The organism is Trinickia acidisoli, assembly GCF_017315725.1.
GTDB classification, from domain to species: Bacteria; Pseudomonadota; Gammaproteobacteria; order Burkholderiales; family Burkholderiaceae; genus Trinickia; species Trinickia acidisoli.
This window is the reverse complement of record NZ_JAFLRG010000002.1, coordinates 2,310,263-2,325,485: the sequence shown is the minus strand read 5'-3', so window position 1 is coordinate 2,325,485 and position 15,223 is coordinate 2,310,263. Positions and strand designations below refer to the sequence as shown.

General features: G+C 58.5%; 24 protein-coding genes and 1 pseudogene. 4 read left to right on the top strand and 21 right to left on the bottom strand.

Annotated elements, in window-relative coordinates; translation table 11 throughout:
* Positions 1-60 precede the first annotated feature (60 nt).
* The 3 genes from leuC to J3485_RS28660 all read left to right on the top strand — a co-directional run bounded on the left by leuC (position 61) and on the right by J3485_RS28660 (position 3,579).
* Positions 61-1,545: a 3-isopropylmalate dehydratase large subunit gene (gene leuC, locus J3485_RS28670; protein ID WP_374192475.1), complete on the top strand. Its 1,485-nt coding sequence runs from the start codon at positions 61-63 to the stop codon at positions 1,543-1,545.
* Positions 1,538-2,176 carry a 3-isopropylmalate dehydratase small subunit gene (gene leuD, locus J3485_RS28665; protein WP_206958156.1) on the top strand — a complete coding sequence of 213 codons (639 nt, stop codon included), beginning with the start codon at positions 1,538-1,540 and terminating at the stop codon, positions 2,174-2,176. Before leuC ends, leuD begins: the two co-directional genes overlap by 8 nt.
* Before the next feature lie 62 nt (positions 2,177-2,238).
* Positions 2,239-3,579 (top strand): MFS transporter, encoded by a 1,341-nt coding sequence (locus J3485_RS28660; protein ID WP_206958155.1) that lies wholly within the window; start codon positions 2,239-2,241, stop codon positions 3,577-3,579.
* A gap of 57 nt (positions 3,580-3,636) precedes the next feature.
* On the opposite strand, the gene J3485_RS28655 is transcribed toward J3485_RS28660, so the two are convergent.
* From J3485_RS28655 to J3485_RS28630, 6 genes are all read right to left on the bottom strand, one after another.
* Positions 3,637-3,912: a DUF2164 domain-containing protein gene (locus J3485_RS28655; protein ID WP_206958485.1), complete on the bottom strand. Its 276-nt coding sequence runs from the start codon at positions 3,910-3,912 to the stop codon at positions 3,637-3,639.
* A 297-nt stretch (positions 3,913-4,209) separates the two neighbouring features.
* A complete protein-coding gene (locus J3485_RS28650; RefSeq protein WP_206958153.1) occupies positions 4,210-4,482 on the bottom strand; it encodes an ASCH domain-containing protein in 273 nt (90 codons plus the stop codon).
* A gap of 30 nt (positions 4,483-4,512) precedes the next feature.
* Complete coding sequence (locus J3485_RS28645; RefSeq protein ID WP_206958151.1) at positions 4,513-5,013, bottom strand: hypothetical protein; 501 nt, start codon at positions 5,011-5,013, stop codon at positions 4,513-4,515.
* A 37-nt stretch (positions 5,014-5,050) separates the two neighbouring features.
* Positions 5,051-5,338: a DUF2628 domain-containing protein gene (locus J3485_RS29620; RefSeq protein WP_206958149.1), complete on the bottom strand. Its 288-nt coding sequence runs from the start codon at positions 5,336-5,338 to the stop codon at positions 5,051-5,053.
* A gap of 227 nt (positions 5,339-5,565) precedes the next feature.
* Entirely contained in the window at positions 5,566-5,916 is a 351-nt protein-coding gene (locus J3485_RS28635; RefSeq protein WP_206958146.1) for a hypothetical protein, read from the bottom strand.
* Positions 5,913-6,287, bottom strand: a complete 375-nt coding sequence (locus tag J3485_RS28630) for a hypothetical protein (RefSeq protein ID WP_206958144.1) — start codon at positions 6,285-6,287, stop codon at positions 5,913-5,915. Before J3485_RS28630 ends, J3485_RS28635 begins: the two co-directional genes overlap by 4 nt.
* Positions 6,288-6,442: 155 nt before the next feature.
* Here J3485_RS28630 and J3485_RS28625 point away from each other — a divergent pair, with 155 nt between their 5' ends.
* Positions 6,443-7,792 (top strand): IS4 family transposase, encoded by a 1,350-nt coding sequence (locus tag J3485_RS28625; protein ID WP_206954153.1) that lies wholly within the window; start codon positions 6,443-6,445, stop codon positions 7,790-7,792.
* A gap of 180 nt (positions 7,793-7,972) precedes the next feature.
* On the opposite strand, the gene J3485_RS28620 is transcribed toward J3485_RS28625, so the two are convergent.
* The 15 genes and pseudogenes from J3485_RS28620 to J3485_RS28560 form a co-directional block, all read right to left on the bottom strand.
* On the bottom strand, positions 7,973-8,338 hold the full coding sequence (locus J3485_RS28620) for a hypothetical protein (RefSeq protein WP_206958142.1): 366 nt from the start codon (positions 8,336-8,338) through the stop codon (positions 7,973-7,975).
* Positions 8,339-8,350: 12 nt separating this feature from the next.
* Entirely contained in the window at positions 8,351-8,575 is a 225-nt protein-coding gene (locus J3485_RS28615; RefSeq protein WP_206958141.1) for a hypothetical protein, read from the bottom strand.
* A gap of 63 nt (positions 8,576-8,638) precedes the next feature.
* Complete coding sequence (locus J3485_RS28610; protein ID WP_206958139.1) at positions 8,639-8,869, bottom strand: hypothetical protein; 231 nt, start codon at positions 8,867-8,869, stop codon at positions 8,639-8,641.
* A gap of 19 nt (positions 8,870-8,888) precedes the next feature.
* Positions 8,889-9,077: a hypothetical protein gene (locus J3485_RS28605; RefSeq protein ID WP_206958137.1), complete on the bottom strand. Its 189-nt coding sequence runs from the start codon at positions 9,075-9,077 to the stop codon at positions 8,889-8,891.
* Positions 9,078-9,100: 23 nt separating this feature from the next.
* Positions 9,101-9,358 (bottom strand): dsRNA-binding motif domain-containing protein, encoded by a 258-nt coding sequence (locus J3485_RS28600; RefSeq protein WP_206958134.1) that lies wholly within the window; start codon positions 9,356-9,358, stop codon positions 9,101-9,103.
* Positions 9,359-9,592: 234 nt separating this feature from the next.
* Positions 9,593-9,724: a hypothetical protein gene (locus J3485_RS29370; protein WP_277991654.1), complete on the bottom strand. Its 132-nt coding sequence runs from the start codon at positions 9,722-9,724 to the stop codon at positions 9,593-9,595.
* Between the two features lie 4 nt (positions 9,725-9,728).
* Entirely contained in the window at positions 9,729-10,460 is a 732-nt protein-coding gene (locus tag J3485_RS29700; RefSeq protein ID WP_508616734.1) for a DUF6283 family protein, read from the bottom strand.
* Positions 10,461-10,481: 21 nt separating this feature from the next.
* Positions 10,482-10,961 (bottom strand): hypothetical protein, encoded by a 480-nt coding sequence (locus J3485_RS28590; protein WP_206958131.1) that lies wholly within the window; start codon positions 10,959-10,961, stop codon positions 10,482-10,484.
* Positions 10,962-11,021: 60 nt separating this feature from the next.
* Positions 11,022-11,405, bottom strand: a complete 384-nt coding sequence (locus tag J3485_RS28585) for a Rap1a family protein (protein ID WP_206958129.1) — start codon at positions 11,403-11,405, stop codon at positions 11,022-11,024.
* A gap of 64 nt (positions 11,406-11,469) precedes the next feature.
* Complete coding sequence (locus J3485_RS28580) at positions 11,470-12,093, bottom strand: hypothetical protein (protein WP_206958127.1); 624 nt, start codon at positions 12,091-12,093, stop codon at positions 11,470-11,472.
* 195 nt (positions 12,094-12,288) lie between these two features.
* Positions 12,289-12,705, bottom strand: a complete 417-nt coding sequence (locus J3485_RS28575) for a hypothetical protein (protein WP_206958125.1) — start codon at positions 12,703-12,705, stop codon at positions 12,289-12,291.
* A 201-nt stretch (positions 12,706-12,906) separates the two neighbouring features.
* Positions 12,907-13,196: pseudogene (locus J3485_RS29200) on the bottom strand (nucleotidyltransferase family protein).
* A 160-nt stretch (positions 13,197-13,356) separates the two neighbouring features.
* Complete coding sequence (locus tag J3485_RS28570; protein ID WP_206958124.1) at positions 13,357-14,016, bottom strand: tyrosine-type recombinase/integrase; 660 nt, start codon at positions 14,014-14,016, stop codon at positions 13,357-13,359.
* Between the two features lie 128 nt (positions 14,017-14,144).
* Positions 14,145-14,618 carry a hypothetical protein gene (locus J3485_RS28565; protein WP_206958122.1) on the bottom strand — a complete coding sequence of 158 codons (474 nt, stop codon included), beginning with the start codon at positions 14,616-14,618 and terminating at the stop codon, positions 14,145-14,147.
* 65 nt (positions 14,619-14,683) lie between these two features.
* Positions 14,684-15,160 (bottom strand): hypothetical protein, encoded by a 477-nt coding sequence (locus tag J3485_RS28560; protein ID WP_242538972.1) that lies wholly within the window; start codon positions 15,158-15,160, stop codon positions 14,684-14,686.
* Positions 15,161-15,223 lie beyond the last annotated feature (63 nt).

Sequence of the window (15,223 nt, the reverse complement as noted above, 5' to 3'; positions counted from 1 at the left end):
TTTCGAAAACCCAATCGTGCAAGGCACCAATTAGACTGCAAGCACTGTTGGGAGATAACCATGCTCGAAGGCTTCACCGACGCGCCCGCTCGCATCGACGGCGCACGCCGCACCCTGTCGTCACGATCGCTTTATCGAAAACTCGTTGATACGCACACCGTATTAACGATCGATGCAGAGCATGTCTTGCTCTACGCCGATCTGCACATCATGAACGAGTACACCAGCCCGCAGGCATTCGCGGGGCTGCGCGACAAGGGCTTGCGCGTGCGGCGTCCGCGCCAGCAGATGGGCGTGGTCGATCACGTCATCCCGACCCGGCCGGTGCCCGTACCCATGCGTACGATCGAGATCGTCGACGCTGCGAAGCAGGCCGCCAATTTCACGCGCAACTGCGTGGAGCAAGGCATTCATCTGTTCGATATCGACGATCCGATGCAGGGTATCGAGCACGTCGTAGCGCCGGAGATCGGGCTGATTCGCCCTGGCATGGTGGTGCTGTGCGGCGATAGCCACACAACCACATACGGCGCGCTGGGCGCACTCGGCTTTGGCATCGGCACGTCGGAGGTCGAGCATGTGCTCGCCACGCAGACGCTCGTCTATCGCGTTGCGAAGGACATGCGGATCACCGTGGATGGCGTACTGCCGCCGGGGACGACATCGAAGGATCTCGTGCTGCACATCATTGCGCGTATCGGTGCGCAAGGCGCGCGCGGATACGCGGTGGAGTATGCGGGCGATGCGATCGCCGCGCTGTCCGCCGAAGCCCGAATGACACTGTGCAATATGACGGTCGAGGCCGGCGCACGTGCCGCGCTGATTGCTCCGGATCGCACGACGATCGACTACGTGCGCGGTAAAGTGCGCGACCTCGCCGCCGAAACGCTCGATGCCGCCTGCCACGCGTGGTCGCAACTACGCTCGGATACAGAGGTGCCCTTCGACGTCGAGTACCGTTTCGACGCGACACGTGTCGCACCCTATGTCACGTGGGGCACGAGCCCGGATCAGGCCATACCCGTGGACGGCCGCATTCCCGATTTGGCCGACGGCGATGGCGCCGGCACCGGCTTGGATCTCGCGACGATGCGTAAAGCGCTCGACTACATCGCATTGCCCGCAGGCACGCCGATCGAAGGCACACCGATCGATCGCGTGTTCATCGGTTCATGCACGAATGCGCGAATCGAAGATCTCCGCGCAGTCGCTCAAATCGTGCGCGGTCACAAGGTAGCGCCGACCGTGCGCGCGATGGTCGTGCCGGGGTCGGGCCTGGTGCGCGACCAGGCGGAGCGCGAAGGCATCGCGCAGATATTGATCGACGCCGGCTTCGAATGGCGGCAACCGGGCTGCTCGATGTGCCTCGCGATGAACGACGACGTACTCGCACCGGGCGAGCGCTGCGCATCCACGACGAACCGCAATTTCGAGGGGCGCCAAGGGCGCGACAGCAAGACCCATTTGATGAGCCCCGCGATGGCCGCTGCCGCCGCGATCGCGGGCCGTATCGTCGACGTTCGCAAGGAATTCGCTCGTGACTGAACCATTCGTGATCGCGGGTATCGCCGCGCCGCTGCCCATCAACAATCTGGATACGGACCAGATCATGCCCAAGCAGTTCTTGCTCGGCGTTGACAAGTCCGGGCTCGCGCGCGGGCTCATGTACGACCTGCGCTTCGATGCGAACGGACACATGCGCGAACAGTTCGTACTGAACCGCCCCGCGTATGGCGGCGCAAAGATTCTGCTAGGCGGCTCGAACTTCGGCTGCGGATCGAGCCGCGAACACGCGGTGTGGGGTCTGCAGCAAGCGGGCTTCGAAGCGGTGATCGCACCGAGCTACGGCGAGATCTTCTACTTCAACTCGGCGAACAATCGACTGCTGCTCGTCACGTTGGCGCCGGAGCAGATCGAGGCGCTGGTCGCCGAAGTCGAGACCGGCATCGACAAGCACCTGTCGATCGACGTCGCAAACGAAGTCGTATCGACACCGACCGGCCAGCGCTATCCGTTCTCATTGCCTGCGCGACAGAAGCGGATGCTGATGGAAGGGCTCGACACGATCGGCATGACGTTGCGCGACGCGGACGCGATCGATGACTTCGAAGCACGCCACTGGGCCACGCAACCGTGGTGCCGGATCGATCTTCCCGCGCAGCAGACGCGGGCATAAACGTCAACATAACCAGACCGTTCGCACACCGCGCGCAACGGCAGTTCAGCATGGAGACAGTCATGAGTATTGCCGCAGTCCAACCACAGGACGACGTCGCGCTGGAAACCGGCGTCGTGCGCAAAATATCGCGGCGTATCACGCCGTTCATCATCGCCCTGTATTTCATGAGCTTTCTGAATCGCGTGAACGTCGGCTTCGCCGGCCTCACGATGAATCACGACCTTGAACTCACGAAGGCGATGTTCGGTATCGGCGCGGGGATTTTCTTCATCGGTTATATCGCCGCGGGGATGCCGTCGAATCTCGTGCTGCAGCGAGTCGGCGCGCGTCGCTGGATCGCGCTGCTGATGATCGCGTGGGGGCTGCTATCGGCAGCCAATGCATTCGTTATCGGACCGTATAGCTTCTACGCGCTGCGCTTCACCCTTGGCCTAGCGGAAGCGGGCTTCTTCCCCGGCGTCATCCTGTACCTGAGCTATTGGTTTCCGGCGCGCCATCGTGCGTTCGTCACCGCGATGTTCATGGCAGCGGCGCCGCTATCGAACATGATCGGATCGCCGATCTCCGGCGCGCTGATGAATCTGAACGGCGTCGCACATCTGCACGGCTGGCAGTGGCTGTTCCTCGTCGAGGGCGCGCCCACCGTGCTGCTCGGAATCGTTTCGTTCTTCTATCTGACCGACCGCCCCGAAGACGCGCATTGGCTCGCGCCTGCCGAACGGCAATGGCTGAGCGAAGAGATGCAGCGCGAACGGACCGCGAAGATGGCACAGAGCAAGTCGAGCGTGTGGGGTGCGGTCAAGGACCCGCGCGTGCTGCTGCTCGCGATCGTCTATGCGGGAACGTCGACCGGCCTGTACGCGATCGGGATCTGGGCGCCGATGATCATTCATCACTTCGGTTTCAGCTACTTCCAGCTTGGTCTCGTGAATGCGATTCCGAACCTGTTCGCCGTGGTGACGATGGTGCTGTGGGCGCGAAATTCGGATCGCAGGAATGAACGCCGTCTGCATGTCGCGATCGCCTGTCTTGCGGCAGGGGTCGGGATGATGATGTCGGGCCATACGAACAGTGCAATCGTGTTGATCGTCGGGTTGTCGATCGCGAGCTTCGGCATCAACGCGGCCAAGCCGCCGCTGTGGAGCATGCCCACTCAGTTCCTGTCCGGCTCCGCGGCGGCAGCGGGAATCGCATTGATCAACGCAATGGGTAGCTTGATCGGCGGCACCATTGGGCCGATGGTGATCGGCAGGCTGCGCGATATCAGCGGGGATTATTCGTTGGGGCTGTATTTCGTCAGTGCCACGCTGCTCGTTTCGGCGATTCTGTCGTATTCGTTTGGTCGGCGAGCTCGGGATGGCGGCCTACGGACTAGCGCCGATGTGGCGGGGCCGCGCTGAAGCCTTCGTTGCTGCGTTTTTTGAAGGGATACGTTTCTGAAACCGCGCACGGTCTAGTTACTTGCGCGGTTTGGGTTTTCCTTCGTACTTTTTCCAGTACTGGAACTCGTCTTCGTGTACCTCGAAATCGAGTTCGGAGACGCGCTGCTGGAGTCGTTCTTGCGCGTCGGCTACCGCCTTGTTATAGATCGTGGGGCCGATCTCCTCGAGAAAAAAACCGAGGAGCGCGCCAGCGGCGATGTTGCCGATCGGCTCCTCGAAATTCTTGTCGAAGTATTTTTGGAGAGATGCGATCGCATCTGCTCGAACTTCTTTGGTCAATTCGATGGTCATGGGGGGCAGGGGTTGGGGTGTAGCGCCGCCCGGACAACCCTCGCGATAGGGGTGGGCCGGCATCGTCGTTTGAGGCGTTCGTAGGTCGCTTCGGCAAGCTGAAACGCGCGGTCTGCCAGATCGCCCAGCCTCGCAACGGGAATCTGGGTAGGCAAGATATCCTGCACTTATCGCGGCCACAATGCACGTCATTGCTTCAACGACATACGCTTGCTTTTCGTCGGCCATGCTCACTTGTCGGGCTCCTTTTTTGTTTCCTGCTTTTGGTCGCGCCGGCACCGGCCAGCGCGTTCCTGGTCAGTTAACTTTGATCGCGAATACCTGCACCGGCTCGGTGCCGAAGTACGGATGCGTGATCTCTTTGATACAGAAGCCAGCCCAAGGCCTGCCGAGCGTGCGAGCGGTGTCGCCGCGCTTCGGGTACCCGTTCTTGAGCACAATGCCAGAGTATTTTCGCCCCTCGACGCGACGTCGCCAGCAAGGCGTCATGAGACGGTATTCCTCGCCTTTCTCTCCCGCGGCGATCGCATCGAAGTACTCGCCATTCAGATTGAGGCGCAGCTCGGTCATAACACGGGTTCCGCTTTCCCAGCTGAATTGCTATCGAGGGGCGCAGGAGTGGGCACGCACGATAGCCTGGTCGAACGAAGCGTGACCTGGGCTAATCTGTGCCGAAACCAGCTTCGCATTCTTCCCATCAGGTACAAACCACGTCACCAATGCCGTGAGTTCGTCCCCGTTCCCTGATCTCATCCAACGCACCATTCGAACTTGATTCGGAAAGCACGTGGTTGCCGCCTCCTTGTCCTCGATCACTACGCCGAACTTGTCGAAGGTCAGCCTCATCGCGTCGGTCACTCGCTGACGTGATACTCCTGACTTGAGCGCGTCTGCTGCGCCGTCATAGATCGCATCGAAGTCCTTTGCGTTGTACTGACGGATCATTGTGCTCTCTGCTGCAATTGCGGCAGCTCTGTCATCTGAGAAGTAGCCGAAGTGAATACGCACCCCAGCAGCGATCGATATGCAAATCGCGAACATCGCCACCAGCAGGCCCATCTTCCATTTCGACCGGAGAAGCCGTGACATCGACACATTCACGCTATTTCCTCGTTTTCCTAGTCGGTTAGGCATAGCACTACAGGGCCCAGTAACCTGCCCTAAGGAGGACCAACTTGTGCCACTCGTTCGCTTTGGCTCCGTACAGCGCGGCGATAACAATACCTATTAGGAAACCGAGTGGCGGTAGCGCCGCAGACAAGATCGTGACTGGGATGGCGACAATAATCATCGCTCCACCTATCAAATGCAACCCACGCGAAAATGCCCAGACTGGGCCGAACAAGAAAGCCATCCAACTGAATCCCACAGGAATTGCGACCGAGTCATCGTCGGTTGGATGTTGCAGGTATATCCGATCACTCATTCGTTGCCTTCCCCACGTCTATGTCGTCTTAAAGCGCTTCACGTTGGCCTGCGTGACCGTCAACGTGCTCGGGAGAGTCGTGGGACCTATTCGTCGAGCATGTCATAGCTTGTGATCGACTTGTGCTGAACCACGATTCTTTATTCGTAATATCCACAGTGATTTGCTCCACATCATCCACGGCGACCGGCCGTTGCGGGCCGCTCCCGGGCGGTTGTTTTCCTGCGTTACTGGACCCATCGCAGTTCACGATAGATGCTGCCAAGCAGTGCGATGGCGAGCTCGGCGTCTGCTTCGTGGGGCGCAGAAGTACCTCTATTGAGCCGTTCGACAGACTTTGCCCTAGAGTGTAGGAGAGCTATTGTCCGAGCAGCGTTGCTCAAGATAAACCTTTTCTGACCTTCGAAGTACTCGGCCAACTTCACGAGGTCCTTGCCATTCTGGATTTCGGAATTTTCAATCAAAAGGCGTTCAGCATTTAGCGCGGCGGTGGCGGCCTCTCGACAGCGATCAATCACGCTTTCGGAATCATCCCGGAATGCAGAACTTGCTGCCTTTTCGCACTGCTCCTTGATCAAAGCTCATGATTTCCGGGAAGCAGCGACTCGATCAGATTTGGCAAGCCACTCAGATTTGCTCGGATTCTGACCGTTATAAGCTCTTCGCTGTTTGCCAACCGCTCCACATCAAGAACGGTATGCACCGTCGATCCGAGCACCAAGACAGCATCGCTACGGTGCCGAAAGAAGGCGTCCGAAGCACGCCATGAGAGAAATGTCGCCAGATCTTTCGCCATCGAGCCGTGCACGTCGGCGACGTCGCGCACGACGCGCCACGGGGCTGGGCTTCGGTCGGCACGTACATACAATCGGCCTCGCCGCACGCGAGCGACCGGATCGAAAGAGTCCTCACGAAAAAGCATGGCCGCGCCCGTGAGACTGTCCGTCATCGCCCCTTGTTGCCACCTCTGTAGGCGCATGTCGTTATACACAACGTCGCGGTCACGCCGAGCGGGCGAGAAAGCCTGTTTACTTTCAATGACATAGCGCGGCGCTTGTAAACTGTCGGCGGATGTCGTTTACTTTGCGCTTTTGAGCGCACGCCTTGGTCACCGAATCGACGCCCTGGACACAAACGGAATTCGAGCAACTGGACCTGGGCGACGCGCGCCTGAATAAGCGAGCGAGGCTTTTGATGGAAAGAATGTCGGCCGAGCCGACGGCCAGTGTGCCGCAGGCATGCCATGGTTGGGGCGAAACGATAGCGGCGTACCGCTTCTTCGATAACGAGAAGGTCCAATGGCATGCGATTCTGGAGCCGCATTGGCAGCAGACGCAAAAGCGGATGCGGGCGCATCAGGTCGTGCTCTGTCTTCAAGACACCACCGAGCTTGATTTCAACGGTCAGGAGGCGGTCGGACTGGGTCCGCTGACGTATGAGGCGCAGCGCGGGATGTTCGTTCATCCGACCTATGCGGTGACGCCACAGCGCGAGCCGTTGGGCATCCTGGACGCGTGGATGTGGGCTCGCCAGAAGAAGGACGAGTCGGGAAAGCGCGGTGGCCCGAAGGAAAGTTTGCGTTGGATCGAAGGCTACGAGCGCATCGCCGAGATGGCGCCGGATATGCCCTCGACTCGCCTGGTATATGTGGCGGACCGCGAAGCGGATCTGATGGCGTTGATGGAGCGCGCTGATGCATTGGGCAACCCGGCCGACTGGCTGGTGCGTGCCTCGCATAACCGCAGCTTGCCTGAAGGCGATAAGTTGTGGGAGCGCACGACGTGCGGCGAAGCGGTGGGCGAAATCGCCTTTACGATGGCCGCGCGCCAAGGCCTGAAAGCGCGCACGGTACGCCAGCGCCTGTGGCTTGAGCGTGTGCAGTTGCCCGCCAGCAAAGGGAAAAGCATTGCTGCAACGTGCCTGGTTGCGCGCGAGTTCGACGCGCCTGCCGGCGTCAAACCGATCGAATGGCGCTTGCTGACTAATCGTGGGGCGAGCACGCTCGATGAAGCGATCGAACTGATCGAGTGGTATAGGGCGAGATGGGAAATCGAGATCCTGTTCAACGTTCTGAAGAACGGCTGTGAGGTCGAAGAACTGCAGTTGGGTACGATTGAACGGCTCGAACGCGCGTTGGCGCTGTTTCTGGTGGTGGCCTGGCGTGTGGCTCATTTGATGCGGCTGGGCCGAACCTGCCCCGATCTGGACGCCCATCTGTTCTTCGATCCCGATGAAATTCGCGCTGCCTACCTTCTCACGAAGACCCGTCGCACAGCGCAACCCAAACTCAACGAGGTGCTGCGCTTGATTGCTCGCCGAGGCGGATTCCTAGCACGCAAAAGCGACGGCGAACCCGGTGCGGAAACAATCTGGAAGGGACTCACTCACGTGCGCATCGCCGCAGAAACAATGCGCTTGCTACGCGACGAAGGCGGTGACGAGTCTTATGTATAACGAGGTGCTGTAGGCGTCCAATATGCCCGGCGATGGACATGAACGGCGATGGCCATATAACCCGTCCGTAGAGCGACAGGGAGCCCTCATAAGCGAGCGATGTATTTGGATCTAAACCAATAGCAATATGGCTCATAGGCACACCGTTTTCCTATCTCTCTGGAACGTCGCAGCGGCGGCCTATTGAGTCGTGGTGGTCGTGACGCCGTTGTCCGGGCGCATATGAACATCGTTGGCATGCACGACGCATCTGAACGTGATTGACGCCCCGCCCAACCGAACACCAGGAATATTGGACGTGGTTGTTTGCGTCACCAGTTCGAACTCTTTATCCATCGAAGCGCAAAACTGATTGCCCTCGATCATCAACTTTCCGCTCACCGCGCTCACGTCCCCGAAGATACCTGCCGTATTTGTCTTTGACGAATAGTAGGTATCTCCGCCGATCTTCGTTGGAGGGGTGCTAGCACACCCGCCGATGACAACCGCCGCAGAAAGCAGCGCAACTTTAGTGACCAGACCCGCCCCGTTACCCATCTTCACCATTATGTTTTCCGGTCAAACCCGAAATATTTGCGCGGCGCCGCAGGCGGCAATACACCTAACGTCGATCTCGTATCGATGACCGTTCTCGTTGACGTCAAATACATCAGCGAACAGCTTACCGCGGCTGCAATCAGGGCACTCGTAGCCGGTCATCATCGAGCTGTGCTTCTTTGCTTCGCCGTGCGCTTCGATCGCCTCGCTGGAGGCATTCGCGAAGGTAGTATCACGCGTTTCCATTGTCATTTCAATCTCTCTCCGCTTCTGTTTGTCTGGTCGTTGCTGCTTTTCCGTTCCAATCGCTCACTGTGAGACGTGTTTGTCAACAAGCGCTCTCAGCAGTTCATGGATCGAGGAACCAATCACCGCATTCGGCCCCTTGCGTTCCACGAAGGCGACGAATGCATGCGCGACCGGATATTGCACGTCCGTGTGCCCATCCTCGCAGAGGATTACGGTAGCATCCGGCTCGATGCTCGCATTCAAAGTGCGGTCGCCCACAAAGACCGTATTGCATTCATATTTTCCCTCCATCGGACCATACCGGCTATTCCTAGCCTTGACCGAAAGCCTTGTGAAGGTCGCTCAGAGCGCGATCCATGTCGGCGATGCGTTTGTCTCGAATAGCGTCGGCCTTGTCATTCGGGATGACCCCGGCGATGTACAGCTTAAACGCCGCGTCGAAAGCTTCGCGCGCAGACTCGAGCTTCTCGTATGCATCCCGTCGCTGCTGAGATTTCACGTCGATGATTTCCTCTTTTCCGATCAGATGAACACAGTTATGTCGATTGAACGGCTGCCGACGAAATGCAGGCGATAGCTAATTCGGCCCTCAGCAATGTCGCTCTTTTCGACGCGATGCACGGGCAAGAGTTCGCGACGCTGCATCTCACGCGCGAGCGCGTCCATAACGGCCTCATCAGGTGCCGTTTCAACCGTCTCACGCGGCCCATCACCCAGACAAAACACTACGTTAACGATTCGGCCTTGACCGAGCGGTCCCGGTCGGAGGGTTGTTTTCATTGCCTGCTTTTCCTATGCGCCGGTGTGCCCTGCCTATTTCTTGATCACCCGCGAACGATCGCCTCAAGCGTCGCGTGCGCAATTGCGGTGCGCTCAGACGCCGCACCACCACTCTCTAGCCACAAAGCCGCGAGTGCATCCCCGCAAGCCCGGATTTCCGCCCTACGATCGTGTGCGCTCCGACTTTCAAGCTGTGCCATCTCAAACAACTTTTTGCCCGCGGTCCTTTGCTGCTCAGACGACATAGTCACCCTTTTGCCGCAGCAATTCATCCCGGCGAGCGACAAACAGTTCAATCGCCGCAATGCGCATGTCCTCAGGACCGCTCGCCAAGGTCTCCATCATCACTCGAATTTCATCGGCCACCCTGTCACCCCGAGCAACGATAGCACCCGCTGACGCCGCCGACTTCAACGCTTTGAAGAGTCCCATAGGTCCCCCAGAAGTGAACATTCGAGGCTAAAAAGGCTTTTCCGTCCTGCGTCGACAGCAACCCAGTGAACAGAGCCACAATCGACTCAGCGGATGTGCTGCCGTTCAGATATTCCTGCTTGACGCGATCGTAGAGCTGCATCTTGATGTTCTTCGGCAAGCGTTCGAGATCAACGCCACGGTCGCGGATAACGATCATGCGAACATCATGCCAAAGTGAATTGACTTTCATAATGTTGCCGGCAATATGCGCTACGTCTTTCAGCAATCCCATTGGACACCTCGTTCTCGTCAAGCGGTTTTCCGTTACGTTAGTCCGCCGCATGTGTTGCGCGCAGCTTCTCCAAAACCTGCTGGTAGTTCTCGTGCAGCCGGGGCCAGTCGGAACCAAGCGCGAGCGCTGCCGGATCCAGTCGACTGGACGTGGCCGCCAGGCGCACCCCAGGATGCCGATGCCCGACTGTCGCCAGCCAGCACAAGCGAATTCATCGCCGTCCTTCGATTGGTGGCACGCGAAAATGCTTGCGCCGAAGTTCGGTCCCATACCTCGATGATCGGGGCAGGTGGCAGCCAAGCTTTCCGCTAGATCCAGATCGAAATTCGGGATGTCACCGGCGACTGCCTCGCAACACCACGGGCACGACGCACACGGCCTACCCAGCTTGTTCATGCTGCATGAACTCATCGCAACCTATTCCGATTTCATGATCCAGGCGTTGTAGTTCCATGCGTTGCAGTTCCATGGGGCGACTCGCTCAAGATGGGTGATTTTCGGGTCTGGCATGTGGTTCGATGCGTCGCCCTCCTGGCGCGCGAGTCGGGCCAGCTTGCGTTTAAGCAGGCCTTCGCGCTCGGACGGAATGAACACCCAGGGGATGACCGGCCACTCCGCTGGTACGCACAGGTCACGAACAAGGGCGATTCGAAGAGCGGGCCAATTCGTGCGCCAGGCGGTCAGACGTTTCAAGAGCGCGTCGAGGGATTTCGAGTACGTGATTTCGCACAGGAACACCTGCCTCTCGCGCATGTTGATGGCCACAGCATCACAAAACCAATGCTTCCCGACTTCAGGCTTTGAACCGGGATGTAGCTGGAGGCAGCATTCGGTGTTCAAGAAGACGGCCCGGTCTGCCCGCAAGAATTCGGTTACCACGCCTTGGTAGTAGTCCATGGAGTTCCACCCAATTCCTGTTTTCCTATCCCTTCCAATCAGAGGATGCACTCGCGCGGATCACTTGCTCATCCCGAGGTCTGCGCAGGCCTTGAGCATTGCATTTAGCACCAGGAACGGCATTGACTGCTCCCACACCTCAGGATTGTTCGTCAAGAACTGGTCGACGATCGCGGTAACCTGTTCATCGGTCATCGGCTCTCGACCCAAGCAATTTGCGAGACGCAAGTCCGTTTTTGACGGAAGGCTTTGGCCCGCCATTAGGCCCGCGGCGAGCAGGCCATCAATGACGCCCGCCACGTAATGTTGCCGTGACGGCACTGCAAGATGACGATAGGTGTTGCCCGTGTAAAAGCCAGGGTAAATGGCGATGGGCTTGGGACCGGCACCGCGTGTACTAGCTGCCACCGCGCCACAGCAAACTGCCGCAATCAGCTTTTTCATCCTGCCCCCTCACCCGCTGATTCATTTGTCGCCTTCATCCTGCGCCGGCCCTGCCGGCGTTTTCCTAGATCGGCAGTGGGCGTGTAATGTACCCAGTAAGCATGGCGACACCAAGGCAAGCGATATTCACGATGCCATGCGCGAAGCTCGACGTGGCACCGGTCGCTACCCTTGGCGGCTCGCCGTACGCCCGGTCAATTGAATGGCCGAGAATGTCGGGGCTGGCCCAGGCATAGTGGAGACCGAAGATATAAATCAACACGACCGCGAAGGCATATGAGAAAAATCGGTGCGGCGGTTCGCGGAGGAATATTGCCAATGCTGGCAACATAAATAGAATCGATGTGAATGGGCTGTCCTTCGATCCACCCGTTCCCAGCATGAGAACCGCGACGACAAAGATGTCGAAGGAGAAGACCATAAGAAGCCCGGTGGAGCTCGACATAGTTGGCATTCTCAAGTCTCCCAAGATGGGCGACCATACCTGATAGAAATCCTTTGTGAACGCGACGATCAACACACTGATCAGTGCAAGCAGCAGGGTAATGAAGTACGACGTTGACTTACGGAGATGACGCTTTCCCCAAACAGTCGGCGCACATACGACCCCTAGCGTCACGATAAAGAGCATGCATGTTTGCACGACGATTGTCGCGCCTGCTACGTTGATCGACTTTACAGCGTCCATCGAGAATTTTCCTATTCGTGCCCGTGCAACTGCTCGAGCGATTCATCCAGCACGTCAAGCCGCGTTCGCATGCAGTTCTGCCGTTCTGTCGTCCAGAGGACATCTAGTGTGATTCGGCGACGTCCCGCAGCGTGTTGATCGCGAGCCGAAGAGCATCCGTAAGAGTCAAGTCGGGCATGGTCGTTTTCCTAAACGTCAGCCTTGCGCGTCGAAGCGACCATAGAGAAGCGAATCATCCACGGCCAGTCGAAATGCGTCATAGCGAGCCTGATCGACCACGTGACGTAGCGTCGGCTCCTCCCTCGCGTGCATCAGAAACTCTTCGTCGGAGCGCTCGTCAGACAAGAATCGATAGCACCGGTCACTCGCACTGAGCGTCACATCCATCAGGCCACCGCCCGTAAGGGCGACCACCGAGTGCGCGTGAAACTCCACGAAGCCGTTCTGCCACTGACTTTGGTCAACCAGCCAACCACGCACCGGCCGATCGAGCGGATGCTCTTGCAACCATTGCGCGACGTTCTCATGACACTTCCCTCGACGCTCGACATGGTTATCAACATACTCGCCACTACGAGCGACATCCATCGCATCGCCGGTACGCTTGTACAATTCCGCGGCCAGTTCGTGAGCGAGACTTGAAGGGTGCACCATAACGTTTTTCCGGTTACCCGCCAACGTTCTCGTCCAGCGTATCAAGGACCGCCCGAACCTTCTCATACGTCGAAAGTTCCTTATGATGCTTCCGGATGTTGTTGCTGGCGTCACCCACGATATGTCCGAGGTACGCGAACAGCCGCGGTTTATCTTTACTCATACGGGCACCGCTTGGGCCAGAACATCAGCTCTAAACTTGATCGAAATAGCCTTCGGCGTCAGGACATCCACCGGCACCCCAAGCAGCTCTTGCAACTTGTACTGAATCCCCCCGATACGAGTAATGAGGTGTCCGGCGTCGGATCGACAAGAATGTCTAGATCGCTGCCGTCCTCGTCCTCGCCGCGAGCGACGGAGCCAAAGACACGAGGGTTCGCTGCCCGATTGGCGAAGACAACGCTTCGAATCTCTGCGCGATGCCGACGTAATGCTTCGGATGGTTTCATGGACTTCTCCCGAGGTACGGCCGATTTTACTGATTCCGTTATCGACACGTGAATGCCGATCGCGAATCAAGCAACTCGCGCTCACGCTTCGCTGCTCGTTCCGTGCTCGACATTGCCTGACCGGCGGGCGGCCGCCCGCGGCTACGTTTCATATCCGCCATCAGATGACCCCGCTTACGATCGTAGATAACCTCACAGCATCGCCCTCCACCTGGTTCTTAACGGCAGAGAGACTGGAAACGCCAATCAGTTTCTGAATGACCTTTAGCGAACGGCCGTCACGGTGTAGCCGCACCGCGAAGGTACGGCGCGCCGCACTCGCGTTCCCGTTCTCAATCCCGGCCTGTTGATGCAGGCGGCGAACTATCTCAGTCAGCGACTCGCACGAATAGCTGACCGCGCCGGTACCCGTAACGCGCTTCGTGAAAACGAAGGGCGCTCCGTCACCAGTGAAGAACAATGGGCCGTCCTGGTCCAGTCCGCGAAAGGCTGCGCGGCGGGCAGTGACCCCGTGACGTGCTGCCAGACGATAGGCGAGGTAATCATCGATCGCGGCACACGCCTTGGCGTTAGCCCATATCAGCGGCCGTGCCTTGCCATTGAAGGCAATCTCCGCGCGCACTTCCGAATCGACACGCACCTTCCCGCTATCAGTCAGGTAATCGGACACGAGTAACTTCGCGACTTCGTTGGACGTGAGTCCCGTGCTGTAGAACACCGTCAGCAGCGCGACATCGCGGATGGGGTTTTGCCCGGTGACTGCTGCGACCTTTAGAGCATGGCGTATCTGATTCGGCTCGATGATCGGTGGTTTTGACATCCCGTAATGCGCTCCAAACCGCCTGTATTACGAGGAAGTATGGCCGCCGAGCGCTGCAAACGCAACCAGGCAGACGCACCCCGTCGAAATTCATCGGAAAAACCAGCGCGCAACTCCGCGCACCCCCGCTATCGACGTCGCAGGACCAGCCAGATCACCGCAAAAAACGGCAGCGCAAACAGCAGCCACAGTTCGCACCATAGCTCGTAGAGCGCAGCGTCATATGCGCGCTCACCATCGAGACCGAATAACCCAGCAAGGACATCCGGTATCAGCACGTCCAAATCAAGGAAGTGCCCCAGTACCCGGACCGCGAGCGGGTTGGCGATGCATGGAAGCGCCGCGGCACAAAGACACGCAAACAATATCCGTCGGCGTCGCCCGGCTGCCCGCGTTGCCATCCAAGAGACAAGCAGCGCGACAATCGCGGCAATGGCTAGAAACGTGAAGCCATATTCGTCGTCTTGCGGGGCAGGTGCGAGAAAGAGGAATGGCAATGTCACGAACAACGAAAGCAGCCCCGCGGTCAGACCGTACAGGAACTGAGCGATGCGATGTGATCGCGCCGCCGGCCGCATCGAGTTATCGCCTATCGGTTGCATTGCGTTCCTGCAGAAGACGATCGCGAGACGCTCGGTAGCCTCCAGAAATGAGCCCCATCGCGGCATCATCTCGGCCGCACGGAGAGCAGCACTCGCGTTGACGCCGGTAGTTTGTCCGTTGCAGTACTTTGGTCGGGTTGCCCCTTCCCTGCAACATACTGATAGACGAGATACTTCTTGTCCGTCTCATGTCCCGTGTTCGGAATCACGACGAGCATTTTCTGATTGCTCAGATAAAGCCACTTCGGCAGCGATTTCTCTGCGAAATAGATTCGCTCGTCCGCGTGTGTTTGAGGGTTCCGGCGAATGGCGACGCCTTTCAGGTACGGCGGCCCGTACTCCAGAGCGAAGATAAGTACGCCGCCAACGCACCGGGCCAGCGCAACGTGGCCCACGAATTGGGTGTCTGGCATGTCGAGAAACGCAGGCTGCGTCTTACCACCTTCATCGACGAAGAGCGCATCGCCGTCGTCGCCGCGAGACTCGGCCTTCAGCGTGGCGCGAGTGCCGTCAGCAAGCACGCATGACGTGATGGTGTGCAATTTCGTTGGAACAGGAACAACCGCGTACGAGGCAGTACTCGAAAACGTCGTCGCGAAACATAT